Source organism: Hydrotalea sp. (assembly GCA_030054115.1).
Classification (GTDB): domain Bacteria; phylum Pseudomonadota; class Alphaproteobacteria; order JASGCL01; family JASGCL01; genus JASGCL01.
In genome coordinates, this window is record JASGCL010000002.1 from 59,461 (window position 1) to 78,370 (window position 18,910).

General features: G+C 50.1%; 17 protein-coding genes and 1 tRNA gene. 6 read left to right on the top strand and 12 right to left on the bottom strand.

What is annotated here, in order from left to right:
• Position 1 precedes the first annotated feature (1 nt).
• The 12 genes from sufC to QM529_01070 all read right to left on the bottom strand — a co-directional run bounded on the left by sufC (position 2) and on the right by QM529_01070 (position 13,426).
• Positions 2-751 carry a Fe-S cluster assembly ATPase SufC gene (sufC, locus tag QM529_01015; GenBank protein MDI9313247.1) on the bottom strand — a complete coding sequence of 250 codons (750 nt, stop codon included), beginning with the start codon at positions 749-751 and terminating at the stop codon, positions 2-4.
• A 35-nt stretch (positions 752-786) separates the two neighbouring features.
• Entirely contained in the window at positions 787-2,286 is a 1,500-nt protein-coding gene (sufB, locus tag QM529_01020) for a Fe-S cluster assembly protein SufB (protein MDI9313248.1), read from the bottom strand.
• Positions 2,283-2,795: an Rrf2 family transcriptional regulator gene (locus tag QM529_01025; protein MDI9313249.1), complete on the bottom strand. Its 513-nt coding sequence runs from the start codon at positions 2,793-2,795 to the stop codon at positions 2,283-2,285. Before QM529_01025 ends, sufB begins: the two co-directional genes overlap by 4 nt.
• A 261-nt stretch (positions 2,796-3,056) precedes the next feature.
• A complete protein-coding gene (fba, locus tag QM529_01030) occupies positions 3,057-4,121 on the bottom strand; it encodes a fructose-bisphosphate aldolase class II (GenBank protein ID MDI9313250.1) in 1,065 nt (354 codons plus the stop codon).
• Positions 4,122-4,180: 59 nt separating this feature from the next.
• A complete protein-coding gene (locus tag QM529_01035) occupies positions 4,181-5,155 on the bottom strand; it encodes a fructose-bisphosphatase class II (GenBank protein ID MDI9313251.1) in 975 nt (324 codons plus the stop codon).
• An 18-nt stretch (positions 5,156-5,173) separates the two neighbouring features.
• Entirely contained in the window at positions 5,174-5,557 is a 384-nt protein-coding gene (locus QM529_01040) for a hypothetical protein (protein MDI9313252.1), read from the bottom strand.
• Between the two features lie 94 nt (positions 5,558-5,651).
• Positions 5,652-6,446, bottom strand: coding sequence for a hypothetical protein (locus QM529_01045; protein MDI9313253.1), 795 nt, complete (start codon positions 6,444-6,446; stop codon positions 5,652-5,654).
• A 226-nt stretch (positions 6,447-6,672) separates the two neighbouring features.
• Entirely contained in the window at positions 6,673-8,292 is a 1,620-nt protein-coding gene (locus QM529_01050) for an LTA synthase family protein (GenBank protein ID MDI9313254.1), read from the bottom strand.
• A gap of 135 nt (positions 8,293-8,427) precedes the next feature.
• Positions 8,428-9,414 (bottom strand): hypothetical protein, encoded by a 987-nt coding sequence (locus QM529_01055; protein ID MDI9313255.1) that lies wholly within the window; start codon positions 9,412-9,414, stop codon positions 8,428-8,430.
• A 32-nt stretch (positions 9,415-9,446) separates the two neighbouring features.
• The gene (gene lipA, locus QM529_01060; GenBank protein ID MDI9313256.1) at positions 9,447-10,439 is read right to left on the bottom strand and encodes a lipoyl synthase; all 993 of its coding nucleotides are present in this window, start codon (positions 10,437-10,439) and stop codon (positions 9,447-9,449) included.
• Between the two features lie 109 nt (positions 10,440-10,548).
• Positions 10,549-11,832, bottom strand: a complete 1,284-nt coding sequence (locus QM529_01065) for a PLP-dependent aspartate aminotransferase family protein (protein ID MDI9313257.1) — start codon at positions 11,830-11,832, stop codon at positions 10,549-10,551.
• A 106-nt stretch (positions 11,833-11,938) separates the two neighbouring features.
• The gene (locus QM529_01070) at positions 11,939-13,426 is read right to left on the bottom strand and encodes an aldehyde dehydrogenase (protein ID MDI9313258.1); all 1,488 of its coding nucleotides are present in this window, start codon (positions 13,424-13,426) and stop codon (positions 11,939-11,941) included.
• Between the two features lie 147 nt (positions 13,427-13,573).
• Between QM529_01070 and QM529_01075 the strand changes: the two genes are divergently transcribed.
• The 6 genes from QM529_01075 (at position 13,574) to QM529_01100 (ending at position 18,854) form a co-directional block, all read left to right on the top strand.
• Positions 13,574-14,050, top strand: a complete 477-nt coding sequence (locus tag QM529_01075; protein ID MDI9313259.1) for a hypothetical protein — start codon at positions 13,574-13,576, stop codon at positions 14,048-14,050.
• Positions 14,051-14,061: 11 nt separating this feature from the next.
• Positions 14,062-14,622, top strand: a complete 561-nt coding sequence (locus QM529_01080) for an ImmA/IrrE family metallo-endopeptidase (GenBank protein MDI9313260.1) — start codon at positions 14,062-14,064, stop codon at positions 14,620-14,622.
• A 185-nt stretch (positions 14,623-14,807) separates the two neighbouring features.
• Entirely contained in the window at positions 14,808-16,178 is a 1,371-nt protein-coding gene (gene glmU / locus QM529_01085; GenBank protein ID MDI9313261.1) for a bifunctional UDP-N-acetylglucosamine diphosphorylase/glucosamine-1-phosphate N-acetyltransferase GlmU, read from the top strand.
• A 25-nt stretch (positions 16,179-16,203) separates the two neighbouring features.
• On the top strand, positions 16,204-18,054 hold the full coding sequence (gene glmS / locus QM529_01090; GenBank protein ID MDI9313262.1) for a glutamine--fructose-6-phosphate transaminase (isomerizing): 1,851 nt from the start codon (positions 16,204-16,206) through the stop codon (positions 18,052-18,054).
• 9 nt (positions 18,055-18,063) lie between these two features.
• Complete coding sequence (locus QM529_01095) at positions 18,064-18,765, top strand: hypothetical protein (GenBank protein MDI9313263.1); 702 nt, start codon at positions 18,064-18,066, stop codon at positions 18,763-18,765.
• 15 nt (positions 18,766-18,780) lie between these two features.
• Positions 18,781-18,854 (top strand) — tRNA-Gly (locus tag QM529_01100).
• Positions 18,855-18,910: the final 56 nt, after the last annotated feature.

Below are 18,910 nucleotides of genomic sequence, written 5' to 3' on the forward strand. Positions count from 1 at the left end.
GCTAGAGGTATTGCCCATAACCGCTTTCTTCCAATTCTTTGGCTAAATTTTTATCGCCTTTTTTTACCATGCGCCCCTTGGCCAGCACCCACACCACATCGGGTTCGATATAATCCAACAATCGCTGATAATGCGTGATAACTAAAAACGACCGATTGGCGTCGCGCAAGCTATTGACCGCTGACGCCACGGTTTTCATGGCGTCGATATCGAGGCCGGAATCGGTTTCGTCCAAAATCATCATCGTCGGGTCGAGCAAGAGCATCTGCAAGGCCTCGAATCTTTTTTTCTCGCCACCCGAAAAACTATCATTCACCGCCCGCATCAACATGGCGTCGGTTATTTGTAATTTTTCGGCCAGCGGGCGCAGGTGCTTAACAAAATCCATCGGCGACAATGGTTTTTCGCCGCGCGCTTGGCGCACGCCATTGACCGCGTGGCGTAAAAAAATCGATGACGACAGGCCGGGAATTTCGATAGGGTATTGAAAGGCCAAAAACACGCCGGCGCGGGCGCGTTCCTCGACCGCCATCGCCAGCAAATCCTGGCCTTTATACAATACCTCGCCGCTTAATAATTCATAGCCCGATTTGCCGGCTAGGATTTGCGCCAACGTGCTTTTGCCCGAACCATTGGGGCCCATGATGGCATGCACCTGGCCGGCGGGAATCGTCAGGTCGATACCCTGCAAGATGGCGTCCTTGCCATCCTCCCTTTTGACTTTTAGGTTTTTGATTTCAAGTAAATTCATGTTTTTTGTCGCGGTTACCCTGGGATAAACCAGTGTTACCCCACCGCCCCTTCCAAACTAATCGCCACCAATTTTTGCGCCTCAACCGCAAATTCCATCGGCAGGTTTTGCAATACCTCTTTGCAAAAACCATTAACGATAAGGCCGATGGCCTGTTCCTTATCGATGCCGCGTTGTTGGCAATAAAAAATTTGCTCGTCGGATAGGCTGGTGGTGGTGGCCTCATGCTCCAACTTGGCCAGCGACTGGTTGTTTTCGATATAGGGAATGGTCTCGGCGATTGCGCGGTCGCCGATAATCAACGAATCGCATTGCGTGAAATTTTGCGCGCCGGTCGCCTTGGCGGCAATTTTCAATAACCCGCGATAGGCCTGGTGGCCGTGGCCGGCGACAATCCCCTTTGAAATAATACGCGACGTGGTGTTCTTGCCGAGGTGAATCATCTTCGTGCCGGTATCGGCCTTTTGATAATGGTTGCTAATCGCCACCGAATAAAATTCGCCCGATGAATAATCGCCCTGCAAAATACAGCTGGGGTATTTCCAGGTGATGGCACTGCCGGTTTCAACCTGCGTCCAAGAAATATGGCTACGCACGCCACGGCAGGCACCGCGTTTGGTAACAAAATTATAAATTCCCCCCACGCCCTGTTTATCGCCCGGATACCAATTTTGCACGGTCGAGTATTTTATTTTGGCGTCGTCGAGCGCGATTAATTCGACCACCGCGGCATGGAGTTGGTTTTCGTCGCGCATCGGCGCGGTGCAACCCTCCAAATAACTTACCTCGGCACCGGCATCGGCGATAATGAGGGTGCGTTCAAATTGGCCGGTGTTTTCGGCGTTGATGCGAAAATAGGTCGATAGCTCCATCGGGCATTTCACGCCGCGCGGTATATAAACGAACGACCCGTCTGAAAATACCGCGCTGTTCAGGCAGGCATGTTTGTTGTCGGTGTAGGGCACGACCGAGCCGAGGTATTTTTTTACCAGCTCGGGGTGGTGGCGAACCGCCTCGGAAAAGGAACAAAAAATAACGCCGGCGCGGGCCAATTCCTCGCGGAAGGTGGTTGCCACCGACACGCTGTCAAAAATTGCATCAACCGCGACGCGCGGCGCACCCTTGACATTCAGCAAGGCCTCTTGCTCCTTCAACGGGATACCGAGTTTTTCAAATGTTTTTAGCACCTCGGGGTCGATGTCGTCTAAACTTTCGACCGATTTTTTGGGTTGCGCGAAGTAGGATATTTTTTGGTAATCGATGGCGGGAATGGGAAAGCTGGCCCAGTTGGGGTCTCGCATGGTTTGCCAATGGCGATAGGCCTTGAGGCGAAAATCCAACAACCAATCCGGCTCGTCCTTAATTTTTGAAATAGCACGCACCACCTCCTCCGACAGGCCGACCTTCATCACGTCGCTATTAACCTGCGACACGAAACCAAATTCGTAATCTTTATCAAGACGTTGTGCCACCGCATCGGGCGCGGTGGCGCCATCGATGGGGTTATGGTTAGTAATATTTTGTTGGTCGGTCATGTGCTGATGTAATGTTGAAAATTTTGGTTAAAGGTTTTGTCGTCCGACAAAATATCTTGCAAGCTGATTTCTTGCAACGCGCTGTGGATGACGTGATTAATTTTTTGCCAGCGACCAGTCAAATGGCAATGGTCAATTTTGTCGCAGGCATCTTGCGCCTCAACATTGGCGACGCAGGTCGTCAGGGCGGGCGCGCCCTCCATCAGCAACAGCACATCAAACACCGATATCGCCGCCAGGTTTTTGGCCAGGGCGTAACCACCATCGCGGCCGCGCTCGGCCAGCAACAATTCGCCGGCGGTTAATTTTTTTAACAACAATTGCACGGTCGGCAAGGGGATAAGGGTCAGGGCCGCCAAATCGCCGGCCGACATAAATTGCCGCGTGCCGTTATCCGCGATGGGCAAATTATCATTTGCATTATCGCGCAAATCTTTTAGCGGGCGACCACGTGCCAATTCGGCCAATAGCACAATCGCATAGTCGGTCATTTTTGAAATTTTAATCATGGTAAGAACAATTCGTCTTTGCTTGACGATAAATATGGTATTATTATACTACCATATGGCGCAGGAGTCAATGGCAGGCAAAGGGGCGTGGGTTGCGAATGTCCTTTAAGGAGTCATCGACAACAATTGCCACCGGCAAATCGCCGTTGCAATTGGCTTTTACCATCTGCCCTTACCATTAGCGGTTACAATTGGTGAAAAAAGCGCGGCGGTTAGGGGCATTTATCTTCCGCGTCATTGCCCGCGCCGGCGATAAAACAGCTACCCCATTTTTGGGTCGAGTTGCCCGGCGGCGTAACGTTTGGCCATTTCGCTCAAGGGGATGACCTTGATTTTATCGGCCTTGCCGGCGGTGCCAAAATCTTCGAATCGGCTGATACATAAATTTTTCATTGCCTCGATAGCCGGCTTGTTAAAATTGCGCGGGTCGATTTCGTCTTTTTTCTCCATCGCGATTTTGCGATATTGGCCGATAATCGCCATGCGGCAATCGGTGTCGATATTTATTTTGCGTACGCCGTGTTTTATGCCAACCTTAATTTCCTCGACCGGCACGCCATAGGTTTGCGGCATCACCCCGCCGTATTTATTGATGATGTCTTGCAATTCCTGCGGCACCGACGACGAACCATGCATCACCAAATGGGTGGTCGGTAATTTTTTATTGATTTCTTTTATGACCTCCATCGCCAGCACCTTGCCGTCGGGTTTTTTGGTAAATTTATATGCGCCATGCGACGTGCCAATCGCCACCGCCAAGGCATCGACCTTGGTTTTTTTGACAAAATCCATCGCCTGGGTTGGGTCGGTCAATAACATGTCGTGCGACAATGTGCCCTCGAACCCATGGCCATCTTCCTTATCGCCCTTGCCGGTTTCCAGCGACCCAAGGCAACCCAATTCCCCCTCCACCGACACCCCGATATCATGGGCCAGGCTGGCCACGCGTTCGGTAACCGCGACATTGTAATCGTAATCGCTCGGGGTTTTGGCATCTTCCATCAAACTGCCATCCATCATCACCGATGTGAAACCATATTGCATCGCCGACAGGCATGTTTTTGGGCTGTTGCCATGGTCTTGGTGGACGCAAATCGGAATATGGGGATACATGAATTCGGCGGCCTCCATCATTTTTTTTATCATCATGTCGCCGGCGTAACTGCGCGCGCCACGGCTGGCCTGCAATATCACCGGTGCGTTGGTTTTGTCGGCGGCCTGCATAATCGCCAATAATTGTTCCATGTTGTTGATGTTAAATGCCGGCACGCCGTAGCCATGTTCGGCGGCATGGTCAAGCAATTGGCGTAATGAAATGGCGGTCATTATATTCTCTCTCTTTATTTCATAATTAAGTTTGATGTTGCGGTCAAGATTTTTTTCATTTAAAAAATATAATCGGTGATGGTCGCCGCGCCGTTGGTGATAATCAAACTGCTGGCTTTTTTTGCCGTCAGGCCGGGCACGACCATTCCCTCGGTAATGCCGGTCAGCACAACCGCCATGTTGTTTACGTCGCCACTGGTGATGAAATCATCGGCATTATACCATTGTGCAAAATTATAATTTTCTTTTTTTAACAGGTCGCGTTCTTTATCCGATTGCGGGGCGAAGCGGCCAAGAAATTCGGCCCCCAAGATTTTTGCCATCGCCGCGCTGACAACCCCCTCGGGCGAGCCACCAATGCCGAGCAAGGCATCGACCATTACACTGCCGTGGTTGCCTTGGGTTGCGGTGGTTGGCGTGCCGGTCATGGCCAGCACCGCGCCGGCAATGTCGCCGGCGGGAATGGCTATCATCCGGGCGTCGTGCTTTATCACGGCTTGCTTAATTTTTTTATGGCGGTCTTTGTCGAGCATGTATATCACCAAATCGGCCGGCTTTTTGCCCAAGACATGGGCCAAATGGGGCAAGAATTTGTCGTAATCGATATCACCCTGCAACATTTTTTTATCGATATTGTTTTTGGCGCGCGGCGGCAGGGCGATTTTATCCATGTAATAACTTTGGCCACAATCCATCATGCTGTTGTGCGGCGTTAAGGCCACCACCACCAAACTATTCCCCAGCCCGTTGGCAAAAAAACTGGTGCATTCCAATGGGTCAACCGCCATGTCGTAAAGCAATGGGGCTTGCTTGTTGCCGACAATTTCGCCGCGATAAAGGGCCGGGGCATTGTCTTTTTCCCCCTCGCCAATCACGACGCGCGCTTGAAACGGCGCGTCGCTTAATCCCCGGCGCAAGCCATTAACACATACCCCGTCAGATTTTTCTTTATCACCGCACCCCCATAATGGCAAAACGGCGCGGGCGGTGGTGGCGGTTAAGGTATGCAAAAACGCGAGGTGGGATTTTTCCATAATGAGCGCGTCGGCTTGCTATTTTTTTGGTTCGGCGGCGGGCATGCCGCGGGTATCAAGCCTGAATTCGTTGGCGAGGTTGCTGTGCGCGGTTGCCGGCCCCATTGCTTGCCCCATGCCTTGTCCCATGCCTTGTCCGGCTGGTTGCCCGCCGGCCTGGTTGGTGCGGCCGAGCACGCCGCTTTGTTCTAATTTTTGCACCATGCCGTTTAAATCGCCAAACATTTTGATGAAGCCATTGAGCGGCATGATAACCCGATGGCAGGTGGATAACTCCGGCGTGTTTTGTGGGTTGTCGGGGTCGGGTCGGATAGAACCAAAGTCGATGCGCACCAACCCACCGGTTAAGGATATATTGACCGTGGTGTCGGCAAAATGTTCGGGAATGAGGTTGTTGGCCATGATTATTATTCTCGGTTATTTTGTGTTTTAATGATAAACCAATAGTAACATTGGGTGCAAGTTTATTGTAAAAAAGATTTTTGCAATCGCGTGGTTAAAAACCCAATTTGAAATCGACCATCACACTGCCGATACCGCCCGAGGCGATGTCCTTGCTCAACAGCAATTGCGACCCCTGGGCCACGTTGGTGTTGCGGCGGTCGCCAAAGGCAAAATAATAATCGAAACGGGTTTCGACATCCATCGTGCTGAAAATCGAAAGATTTTGCACGATGTTAAATTTTAAACCAGTGCCAAGCTTTAACAGAAAAAACGTGCCACTGGCCGCCGGCGCGCTTGGGTTATTCCAAAACAACGCGCCAACCCCAAGGCGCAACGGGAATGAAAATTGCCAAATCGATACGCCATGGAACGATTGGTCGATGGTTAAAATGTAATTGCTGATGGTGGTAGAGGTCTGGTTAAGCGGCGCGCTGGTGCTGAAATAAACCGAGCTCGGGGTTTTGTAAAAAAGGAAATTGGCCTCGGCCGAATAGTCTTTATTGAAATCATACCCCAGCGCCATGGTCGGGGCAAAGGCCGTCTTGAACGTATTGGTAACGCGGTCGCCGGTGGCGGCGAAACCGGTTTCGTCAAAGGGGATGATGGCGGCAAAACCGCCCTTTAAAAACAACCCCAATTTGTTACTATCGGCTGGCAGGGCAAAACTGCTGGTCATGGTTTTTGGCACGCGCATGTTGTCGGGGATAGCCAGGCTATCATTGGCGTTTTGCGCCCGCGCCGAAAAAGTGGGCGCAAGAATAATGGCGGCCGCCAGGCACAGCCGCGCCAGGGTGGCGCGGGTAGACCGACCGTTTTTCAACAAAGGGATGCAGGTGATAGGGTTCATGGCGGTGTTATTATTTTTATTGGCGGGGCTGTTGGCATTCTGCGCCAGGCTAGGCCATGGCTTATGATTTTTTTATTATTCTATGACCCATTATTCTTTTACCTAATGTAAATAAAACAATTCGCTGGTTGGCGCAATAGGTTTCTTTGTTGTTTTTATACTTTGTTGTAATCTTGTTGTAACTGCTTGCGTTGTGTTGTTTGGTGCGTCATTGCCTTGTTACATATTATTGTTCGGGATATGGTTCTTGCACATTGCCCATATATTGTTTGAATGATGCATCGGATAAGCCCCAGAGCGATAGGTATTTTGTCGACGGTTCGGCGGCCTGCGCCATGATGCTATGCCACTGGTCAAGGCTGGGGTAATTGGGGAATTCGGCAAGTGCCGAATAACCAAACCCGAGGCGATGGCCGGCGACACTGAACCCCAATAGCTCGAGCAAGGTTGGCAATACGTCGTAATGGGTAATATCACGGCGTTTGGGGGTAATGTCCTTGCCGTATAAAAAACTATAGGGCTCTCGCTTTGGGTAGGCTTTATTCCATTTTTCCATGTCGACGCCGCTGACCGAAACGATACGATGGTCGCCCATCATGTAGAGTTCGGTGTTTTTCAGCAAGCCATTTTTATCGGCGTCGGCAACAAATTGCGCAATGGCCAGGCTGGTGCATTCAACCACCTGGTCAAATTGTTGTGGTTGTTGACCCCGGGTGCAGGGCGATGCCACCGGCGCGTGGATGTCGATGGTGGCGATAATCAAGAAAAATGGTTGGTCGGTGTTCTGGCGTTGCGCCTGCAGGGCCTGTAATTTTTTATAACCCTCGTCAAAAATTACCTTATCAAACAATCCCCAGGGGCCTTTTTTATCCGATTCGCCAATTCCATAGCCATGGGTCTGCCAATATTCCAACGATTTGGCTTCATTAAAATGGTGGTTACCATAAAAATAACCGATGCCACCAGTGTAGCGGGTCGCCGCCTGCATAAAAACATTGTAATAACCATGTTTTGCCAAAATATCGCTCAGGCAAATTGCGTTTTGCAATACCGCGGGTTCGCCACGGGCATTATCGATGTTGGTAAAAAAGGTAGATTTTAAGGGCAGGCCACATTGGCTGGCGACATGGCCAGGCAGGGTTTCAACCGCGGTGCCGGCGGTGTGCAGGTTGAACAGGAAGCCTTTTTGCTCCATCGGCTTCATGCTGGCCATTAAATTGCGCCCGAAAAAAGCCGGGTCCTTAAAATTATCCTCCAGGCTTTCGACATAGACCAGCACCAGGTTTTTTTTGCGGGCGGGCGGGGTGATGGCAATGTTTTTTGGGTCAACATAATGTTGTTGAAAATAATCCGGCTGGTCGGCACTTGATTTGTTGTGCATTTTTACAAATTCGTTGCCATTAAGGGCGTGCCATAAAATACTACCCACCAAGACAAACCAACCAACCACCACCACCGATTTGATAATTTTATAACGTTGGTATATTTTTTTTATTTCGCTGGCATTGCTGGCGGCTTTTTTAAACAGCCACAACAACCATTGGTCCAACCCGCTGGCAAGCAAGCTGATAGCCAACGGCCATAACACCATTAATATAACACCATTGATGATAAATTCGCTTGGTCCACCCGCCAGCGCGCTGGGCCCGAACATCAGGAACACCGCGATCATTTCCACGGTGCCGGCACCGCCAAAATTTTCGTCCATCCACAGCTTAAAGCCGTAGAAGACAAATGGTAAAAAATAAGCTAGCGAACCATAGGCCACAGGTAACCATGCCATGCCATCGGTATTACGAGCAAAAAACGGCGCGGCTTGGCGGTTGTTTTTTTTCCTTTTTTTCATTTGGTTCAGCGCAAGGGAAGATGGCTTTAAGTGATGGCTTAAATATATGCTATAAAATTTATAATTTTTAGCCCCAAGGAATCAACCCATAGCCTTAAAGCCACCGCCTGTCAAGGCGGCATCCCCGATACAGCCTTAAGGCCGGTTGGTCGTGGGGGCGGGTTTTGGCGCGGGCGTGGTTGTGGGTTGCGGGGCGGGTTTTGGTGTGGTCGTGGTTGTGGGTTGCGGGGCGGGTTTTGGTGTGGTCGTGGTTGGCGCAGGCGTAGGCGCAGGCGTTGGCGCGGGTTGCGGCGTGGTGACCGGCGGCGTTGGTGCGGGTGTGGTTGGTGCGGCGTTATTATCGGGCAGGCTGGGGTTATCATCCGGCATGGTGGGGGCGGTTGGCGTTATTGGCTCCCTGGCCGGTAAAAATGGCAATAAACGATGCAACAGGTTTGCGCCGCCGGTGGTTGCACCGGTTTTGACACGTTCGACCAATTGGTCTTTTTCTGGGCTTTGCCAAAAGTCATTCCATTTGACATCGCGCACCAGCCCGACCCCGTTGATGGCGATAAAAATAATGACCACCAGCCATTTGACGAAAAAAATAAACTTATCGATTATCCGTGCCAAAATACTATTGACCAGCGGTTCGGTCGGGTCGATAATTTTTTTCGGCAAGACTTTTTTTAACACCAAATGGACAAAGGCCTGCTGATTGGTGAGGAAGCTGGGGAGCATCATGTCAAAGGCAATGCGACCACTGGCTATCAATATTGCCCGCAGGGCAGCCACGCACAGCGCAATTGCCACGGCGATGGCGAATGGTATGACCAACACCCATAGAACGAACCAACCATAAACCGCCGGCGCAACATGCAAACCATTGGCGATGCCGGTGGTAAGAAAATAATTGGCGATGTCGTTTAGGGTTGGCGCGGCAAAATATTTTTTTAGCCAATAATCAAAAAAATAAATCCCCAAGGGCAAGCAATAGGGCAAGCTGGCCAATAGATAATGCCAAACCCGCCGCCAGGCAGTTGGTTTTTTTTTATTGTCCGCGCCGCCAGGGGGCGTGGCGTTACCCGCGCCGTTACCATGGCCAGAAAATTGATGCGAGGGTTTTGGCGGGCGTTTGAACATGGTAAATGAATATAAGGTTTTGTTTTCGTTATCTAAATTTTATCACCAGTCCCCGATGTTGTTATAGTAGCATTTCGCGCGGCTTGCAATTTTTTGAAATCATCGCCAGCGTGGTATGATGAACGGGTCAGGGGACTGGCCGATACCATCAAAAAACCCTTGGCCGAGGCGACCTGCGCCAATTCGTCAAATTCCTCGGCCGTCCAGAATTTTTTTACCGCGGCGTGTTTTTTGGTGGGTTGCAGGTATTGGCCCAGGGTTAAAAAATCAACCCCGGCCGAACGGGCATCGTCCATTACTTGCAACACCTCGCCCCGTTCCTCCCCCAGGCCGACCATCAGGCCGGTTTTGGTAAAAATACTTGGCACCAGCTCCTTCATTTTTTCCAGCAGGGCGAGCGAGGTGTAATAACGCGCCCCCGGGCGACATTCAGGGTAAAGTCGCGGCACGGTTTCCAGGTTATGGTTAAAAACATCGGGTGGCACACGGGCGATAATATCGGCCGCGCCGCGTTTTTGTTTAAAATCGGGGGTTAGTATTTCGACCGTGGTTGCGGGGTTGTCACGGCGAATGGCGGCGACCACCCGCGTGAAATGTTCGGCACCGCCGTCGGGCAAATCATCGCGGTCGACCGAGGTTACAACGACATGCGCCAATTTCATCAGGGCAACCGCCTTAGCGATATTATCGGGTTCTTGCGGGTTAAGGATATTTGGCCGACCGGTTTTGACATAACAAAAACTGCAGGCGCGGGTGCAGGTATCACCCATAATCATAAAGGTCGCGTGTTTTTTTTGCCAACATTCATGAATGTTGGGGCAGGCGGCCTCGGCACAAACCGTATGCAGGTTATAATCCTTAACGATTTGTTGGGTTTCTTGCCAGGCCGGGCTGGGGCTGGCGGCAACGCGAACGCGCAACCAATCGGGTCGAGCGACACTCAATTGGTCGGGGCGGTGAATTTTCTCCGGGTGGCGGGCTTTTTCAGCGGCGGGAAGGGTTTTACGAATAGGTTCGGAGGCCATGTTGTTTTATAACAGAAATAAAGCGAAAAATCCATGACGCTTGCCTAACGTCTTTGGTCGCGGCAGGGCGTTAAAAAACCCCATATGTTGCCACAATAATTAGTTTTATCTATTGGCCGTAACCGCGGGTGAAGGCGGCTTGCAAATCGGCCCATAAATCTTCCTTGGCCTCCAACCCAATTTGAATACGCAGGAGCAAGGGCTTGTCATTATCGACCGCTTCATCGTTGCCGGTGGTTTGCGCGGGCGTTTTCCCCGGCGTTTTCTCGGGTGTTTTCCAGGGCGCGGCGGAGCGCGTCCAGGGCGTGACATGGCGATTTGGGTGTTGCGGCAGGATAAGGCTTTCAAACCCGCCCCAGGAAAAACCCATTTTGAATAATTTCATGTTGTCTAAAAAATCGGCCAATTTGTTTTTCACCAAGGGGTCGATGATAATGGCAAAAACGCCGGCCGAGCCGGTGAAATCCCGTTGCCAAAATTCATGGCCGGTGGCGGTGGCAACACTGGGGTGCAGGACGGCCTGGACATGTTTTTGCCCCTGCAATTTTTCTAACAACCATGAAGTCGATGCCTCATGATGTTTTAAACGCACTGGCAGGGTGCGCAGGCCGCGCAACATGATATAACAATCGTCGGCTGATACCGAAACGCCCAGCGCGCGCCGCCCGCGCTCCAACAGGGCAAAATGCTCGGCGGTGTCGGCGGTTACCGACCCCATCAGCGCATCGGCATGGCCGCAAATATATTTGGTCAGGGAATGCATGACAAAATTTACCCCCAATGGCAGTGGGTTCATAAACATGCCAACCGCCCAGGTGTTATCAAGCCCGACCAATATATTTTTGGCACGCGCCAATTTGACAATCGCGGGGGTATCGCAAACCTCGAACGTTTGCGACCCGGGGCTTTCCAGCCAGACCAACACCAGGTTTTTTTCATAGGCATTAATTTTTTGTTCCAAAGCCGGCAAATCCATCGGGTCGAAATAAATCACCGTGACGCCCATTGGCGTTAAGATATCGCGCACAAAATTTTTAACCGGTTCGTAGGTATTGTCGGTAACCAGAATGGTCGGGTTTTTTTTCAATGGCAATAATGATAAAAACAGCGTGGTGATGGCCGACAGCCCACATGGTGCAAGAATCGTATCATGGCCATGTTCCAATTCGGTTAAAACCTGGCGTAAATAATTGGCGGGCACCGTGCCATGCCGGCCATAGGTAAATTGTTGTGGCTCGGCCCCCAGCAGGTGGTTCAGGGTGGGGTGTAAAATGGTGCTGGCGCGGTGCGGCGGCGGGTTGACCGCGCCGTCGTAACGCATGCTGTCGCGGCCGTCAATAATCAGACGGGTGGCAATATCAAATTGGCTATCATCGCGGCTATTATCGGTCATTTAGATTCCTCAACGGGGCTCCTTAATTGCCAATATATAGCGTGATTCGCCACCGCCCCGCAATGCCCAGCATGGCAAACAAACCCCCGTGGCGGTGGCTTCGTCTTTAATAGCTAATCCAAACGGTTTTCAACGCGGTGTATTTGTCAAAACTATGCAATGACAAATCGCGGCCAAACCCCGATTGCTTAAACCCGCCGAACGGCATGGTGAAACCACCGGCGTCGACGTTGTTCACCGACACGGTGCCAACCTGCAACGCATCGGCCAAACGATGGGCGCGCGACAGGTTGTTGGTCCAAACACTGCCGGCCAAGCCATAGATAGAATCATTGGCCAGGGCGACGGCTTGCTCGTCGTTATCGAAGCCAATCACCGACAACACCGGGCCAAAAATTTCTTCTTGGGCGATTTTCATGTCGTTTTTGACATTGTCGAAAATGGTGGGTTCGATGAAGAAACCCTTGCCGTCGATTTTTACCGCATTGCCGCCCATCACCAGCTTGGCCGATTGTTTGCCGCTGTCGATGTAGCTTAAAATACGTTTATGTTGGTTGTCGTCCAATATGGCCCCCATCATCGATGTTGGGTCCAGCGGGTCCTTCGGCATGTAATTTTTCTTGCCGCGCTCGCTCAACATGGCGACAAATTTGTCTTTCACTTTGTTTTCGACAAATAACCGCGAATTGGCCGAGCAGACCTCGCCCTGGTTATACCAAATACCACGCGCCGCGTTATCGGCCGCGGCCTCCAAATCGGCATCGGCGAAAATCAGGTTCGGGCTTTTGCCACCGCATTCCAACCACACGGCCTTCATGTTTGATTGGCCGGCATATTCAAGGAAATACTTGCCAACCTCGGTCGAGCCAGTAAAGGCCGCGACGTTAATATCCATATGCAGGCCGATAGCCTTGCCACAGGTATGACCAAAACCGGTCACGACGTTCAGCACGCCATCGGGCAGGCCGGCTTCAGACGCCAATTTGGCGGCCAATAAAACCGACAGGGGCGATTGTTCGGCCGGTTTCAACACCACCGAATTACCGGCGGCCAGGGCCGGGGCTAATTTCCACACCGCCATTTGCAGGGGGAAATTCCACGGCACGACGGCACCGACCACGCCGACGGCCTCGCGCCGAATCATGGCGATGGCGTTGGGCGCGGGGGTGGGGGTTATTTCGTCGTAGATTTTATCAACCGCCTCAGCATACCAACGGATGGTGCCGATGGAAAAGGGAATGTCGTCGTTGTAGGCGTAACTGATGGCCTTACCCATGTTGAGGGTTTCGATAAGGGCGAATTCGGCATGGTGTTTTTCAATCAAATCAGCCCATTTTAACAAAATGGTTTTGCGGTCGCTGGGCAACATTTTTGACCAAACACCACTTTCAAACGATTTGCGCGCCGCCTTAACCGCGACATCGATGTCCTCTTTATCGCATTCGGCGACCTCGACAATCACTTCCTCGGTGGCGGGGTTGATGGTTTTGAATTTTTTACCGCTTAATGAATCAACAAATCGGCCATTGATGAAGGCCTTAGTCTCCAATTTTAACGATTTGGCTTGTTTTTGCCAATCGGCTTTACTCGGCATTGCCATGGGTTTCTCTCCTAAAAAAATAAATATTGGTTTAATAAAATGGTTGGTTGCCATTTTATGGTAAAAAAATAAAAATCGCAAGGGATAAAATGATGTTTAAATAGTTTGACAATTTGGCGAGAATTTTGCAAGATTCTCGCCATGAGCAAAACAATCGAGAAAACAATTCGCAAAACCTTAATTTATTTTTTTGGAATAATTTCGGCAATTTTATTTATAGTAATTTTAATAGGAATAATTGGTTACGCAATACCAAAACAAAATTATTATATTTATGACCAGAGTTCTAAAATTATAGACGCTTCTACAATGTCTAACCAAATCAGCCTCTTTGGCTTGTTTTTGGTTTTATTTACTATTATATTAACCGCACTAGGCTTTGTTGGGTTTCAAAATATAAAAGAGGCGGCGCAAGAATCGGCAGAAAAAACCGCAGAAAATTTATTCACCGCTTTTAAAAAAGAAAAGGAAACAGAAGATAGCCAAAAAAAGAAACTTGAGAATCTTTTGGAGCGGCGGCAAGAACTTCAACGCAGGCTTCACAATCTTCAGCGTGAGCGTGAGAATCTAGGGGCGTTAGCTGAGAAGACCAATATGGACAAACCAAATAAACCATGATAGGGTAAAAAATGTCGATAGAAAATTCCTCCACCGTTTATGAACGATGGCTTGTCGTAAAAGAAATTAGAGACAGGCCAACCAGCCTCCCTGTGCCCGTTGAAGAGATGGCGCAAGCTTTGGGGGTGGGTATTAGTTACGAGTCATTTCAAGGTGATGAAGAGCTTATTTCCGGTTTAATAAAAAAAGATGGTGAAAATAAATATATAATTGTTGTTAACAAATCTCACCCTGAGGTTAGACAACGATTTACGATTGCCCATGAGATAGCCCATTTTGTTTTACACAAAGATAAAATTGGCGATGGCATCATTGACCATATTATGTATCGGGGCTCGCTATCGAATCAAGACGAGGTCGCCGCCAATCAAATGGCCGCTGATATTTTAATGCCTTATGATAAAATTATTACAGTAATTAAAGACATGAAAGAAGAAATAGAAGTATCTGCTTTAGCAAGGAAATTTAATGTCTCCGCTTTAGCGATGGCTATCCGATTAGATAAAGACGAAAAATACTATCAAGATTATCACGATGAAAACTGGCTCAATGATTTGAGACAGCCTAAATAGCTTATTGTTTAACAAAATACTTTATTGACGGCTAATGGCAATAAGCCAAGGCACTCGCGGTGCTTAAAAATTCTTCATATAATAATGCTGGCAATAAAATTGCAAAAGCCATAAGTTGCTACTTCTAAGCACAAAAAATAAAAAATATAAAAAACAATAAACAATAAACAATAAATAGCAATAACATGGCAAGAAAATCGATATTTGTGGTGATAATGGCCGGCGGGCGCGGCACGCGGATGCGCGCCACCCTGCCGAAAATTTTGCACTCACTGGGTGGTTTACCACTGGGGGCGCATGTTACGCGCCTGGCCGAAAACCTCGCGCCGGCCGATATTTTATGCTTGATTCCGCCATTTGCGGGCGAGGAAAAAGACGATGGGTTAAAAAACCTGTTCTACCCGCATCGCCTGTTGGTGCAGGGCCAACCATTGGGCACTGGCCATGCCGCCAAATTGGCCGCGCAGGAATTTGAAAAAAAAGCCATGCCCGACAATGCGGTGGTGTTGTTTTTATGCGGCGACAGCCCATTGTTTGAACAAAGCACCATCGAACAATTGGTGGATAGTTTGGATGGCGAGGCGGGGCGACATGACCTTGCCCTATTGGCCTTTCAATCGGGTAAGGATTACAATTATGGCCGATTGCAGATTAAAAATAACCAGGTGATGAGCATCGTCGAGGCCAAAGATGCCAGCGCGGAGGATAAAAAAATTAACATTTTTAATTCGGGCGTGATGGCGGTGCGGTGGCATTTGGGCAGGGAAACCCTGCTCGACCATTTAGAAAAAATCACCGACGATAACCGCGCCGGCGAATATTACCTCACCGATTTGGTTAAGATGGTGAGCAATGCTGGTTTAAAAACCACCTATTGCCTAACGGGTGAGGATGAATGTTTGGGGGTTAATAGCCAGGCCGACCTGGCCCAGGCGGAAAAAACATTGCAAAATAAATGGCGCGAACAATTTATGTCGCAGGGGGTCACCATGCCCGACCCAGCCTCCGTTTTTTTTAGCCACGACACGGCGATTGAACCCGATGTCACCATCGAACCATTTGTCGTGATAAAAAATGGCGTCAATATCGAACGCGGCGCGGTTATAAAATCATTCAGTCACCTGGCCGAGGCCACCATCGGCAAGAACGCGGTGGTTGGCCCCTACGCGCGGCTTCGCCCGGGGGCAAAAATTTTGGCCGAGGCGCATGTTGGCAATTTTGTCGAAATCAAAAACGCGACTTTAGGTTATGGGGCCAAGGCCAACCATTTGACATATCTTGGCGATAGCGAGGTTGGCGATGGGGTGAATATCGGCGCCGGCACCATCACCTGCAATTACGATGGACAAAAGAAATCAAAAACCATCATCGGCAAAAATGCCTTTATCGGCAGTAACAGCTCGCTGGTCGCGCCGGTAAAAATTGGCGAGGGGGCGGTGGTCGCCGCCGGCAGTGTGATAACCGAAGATGTGGCGCGGGACGCGCTGGCCATTACCCGTGGGCAACAGATGGCGGTGGCGGGCTATCGGCAAAAAAAATGGCAAAACAAGAAATAATTAAAAGGCGCGTGGGTTTATTATTATGTGTGGTATTATCGGCATTTTAGGATCGAATCAAGCATCGGTGGCGCAAGATATTTTGGATGGGTTAAAAAGATTAGAATATCGTGGTTATGATTCGGCGGGCATGGCGATGCTGAACGATAATCAATTTTCGCGCCTGCGCGCCACCGGCAAGTTGGAAAACCTTATCAAGCAATTCGACAAACACCCCCTGACCGGCACGATGGGAATTGGCCACACCCGTTGGGCAACCCACGGCGGGGCGAAGGAAGAAAATGCCCACCCCCATGTCAGCAATAAAGTTGCCTTGGTGCATAACGGCATTATCGAAAATTACCAAGAATTAAAAAATGGCCTGGCGAAAAAATACCAACAACAATTTTCGTCCGAAACCGATACCGAGGTGTTGGTTTATCTGTTGACCAGTTTTCTTGACGACGGCCTGGCGCCCGAGGAAGCGGTGAAAAAAATGTTGCCGTTGCTTCGCGGTGCATTTGCTTTTGTCGCCATGTTCAACGACCATGATGATATTATCATCGGCGCGCGCCGTGGTAGCCCGCTGGCGATTGGTTACGGCAAGGACGATAGCGAAATGTTTTTGGGGTCGGACGCCCTAAGTTTATCGCACCTGACCGACCAGGTTAGTTTTTTGGAAGAGGGCGATTGGGTCGTGCTGTCAAAAACCACGGCGGTGGTTTTTGATAAAAATAATCAGGTGGTGAAACGCGCCATCCATCAATCGCTGGCCGATGCGACATTGGTCAGCAAGGGCAATTACGAACATTTCATGTTGAAAGAAATTTATGAACAACCGACCGTGATGGGCATATTGTTGCAAGAAATGATAAACCGCGAAACCCTGGCCATTACCCTGCCGCCAATAAATTTGCCATTAAAGGATATTCAGCAGGTGCAGATGGCGGCCTGCGGCACGGCCTTTTACGCCGGCTTGACAGCGCGGTCATGGTGCGAGGAATTGGCCGGCATCCCCTTTCAATGCGATGTTGCCTCCGAAATTCGCTACCGCAAGCCGCCATTTTTGCCGCATAATTTGGGGCTGGTGATTAGCCAATCGGGCGAGACGATGGATAGTTTGGAGGCCTTGCGATTTTTTCACGAACGGCATTTGCCGACATTGGCGATTATCAATGTGTTGCAAAGCACCATCGCGCGCGAGGCCACCGCCACGATATTCACCCACGCCGGCCCGGAAATTGGCGTCGCCAGCACCAAGGCGTTCACCACGCAATTATTGACCCTGTTGTTTTTTGTGCTTCACCTGGCAAAGGAAAAAAATAAACATTTTGATAAATCCATCGAACAAAATATTGTCGAGCATCTCCTCCATTTGCCATTCATCATGAACAAGGAATTGCAAAACCACGAGGCCGCCAAACAAATTGCCGCCGAATTAAAAAATGCGCGGTCGGTGCTTTATTTGGGGCGCGGTCGTTGTTATCCCTTGGCGTTGGAGGGGGCGTTAAAATTGAAAGAAATCTCCTATATCCATGCCGAGGGTTACGCCGCCGGCGAAATGAAACATGGGCCGATAGCCCTTATCGAGGCAGGCATGCCAATTATCGCCATTATCCCGAGCGATGAATTGTTTGAAAAAAACTTGAGCAACGTGCAGGAGGTGGTGGCGCGCGGCGGCGTGATATTTGCCCTGACCGATGAGAAAGGCGAAAGGGAATTAAAAAAACGCCAGCTGGCGGTTAAGGGGTTCTTCACCGTGCCCGACCACGATGTATTGTTGTCGCCGCTGGTTTTTTCCTTGCCGATACAATTAATAGCCTATTATACCGCGTTGTTGCGCGGGCAAGATGTCGATAAGCCAAGAAACCTTGCCAAATCGGTTACGGTGGAGTAGGCAATTTTTATGATGCGTTATTTGCAAAAATTGTTTGGCAGTCATGGCAAGGCGCGCTTTGGTCGCCGCCATGGCCTGACCGGGCTGATGGCCATGATGCTGTTGGCGATGCAGGCTGGTCCGGCGCGGGCCGAATGGTTGTTGCAGGGCGGGGCCGAAATCTACAGCCCCTTTGCCACCACCATCACGGTCGGCGACAAACAGGCCAAATTGACCAATAATAAAGCCGGTGGTTTTTTTGGCGCGCTCGGTTATCGTTTCTTAAACGGCCTGCAACTAGATGCCGAATATATTTTCCTCCAACATCGTAGCATCATTGAATCACAAAGCGGCGGCAATATATTTAATAACACCGGCGCGGGGGATTATTTTTATGTTACCCATGATATCGCCCTGGCCGACGTAGGTTATCGGTTTGGTCGGTCGTCGGGATTTAAGGTTTTGGGGAATTTTGGTATTTACCTGGGCAGTGGTGCCGGGGTCGAGGTGGTTCGCGGCGCGGTGGCCGGCGGCGATGATTTCGACAATGTCGCCTTTGTTCTGCCCTTTAAATTGGTGGTGGATTATAAGGTTAATGAAACCTTGGATTTTACCCTCTATGGTCGTTATTACTTGCCGCTCGGCGCGGGCGGCACCGCCGGCGGTGCAACCGCCACCATGGTGTCGGCCGGTGGGTTGTCGGTGGGGCTATCTTTGGGTTTAATTTTTTGATAGAGCATTTTTACCGCGGGTATGGTTCAGTGGTAGAATGTCAGCTTCCCATGCTGAAGATGAGGGTTCGATTCCCTCTACCCGCTCCAATATATTGATTAAGGCTTTATTATGGTCGCCGCGCCGCTTTACCTGGCGATGAAAA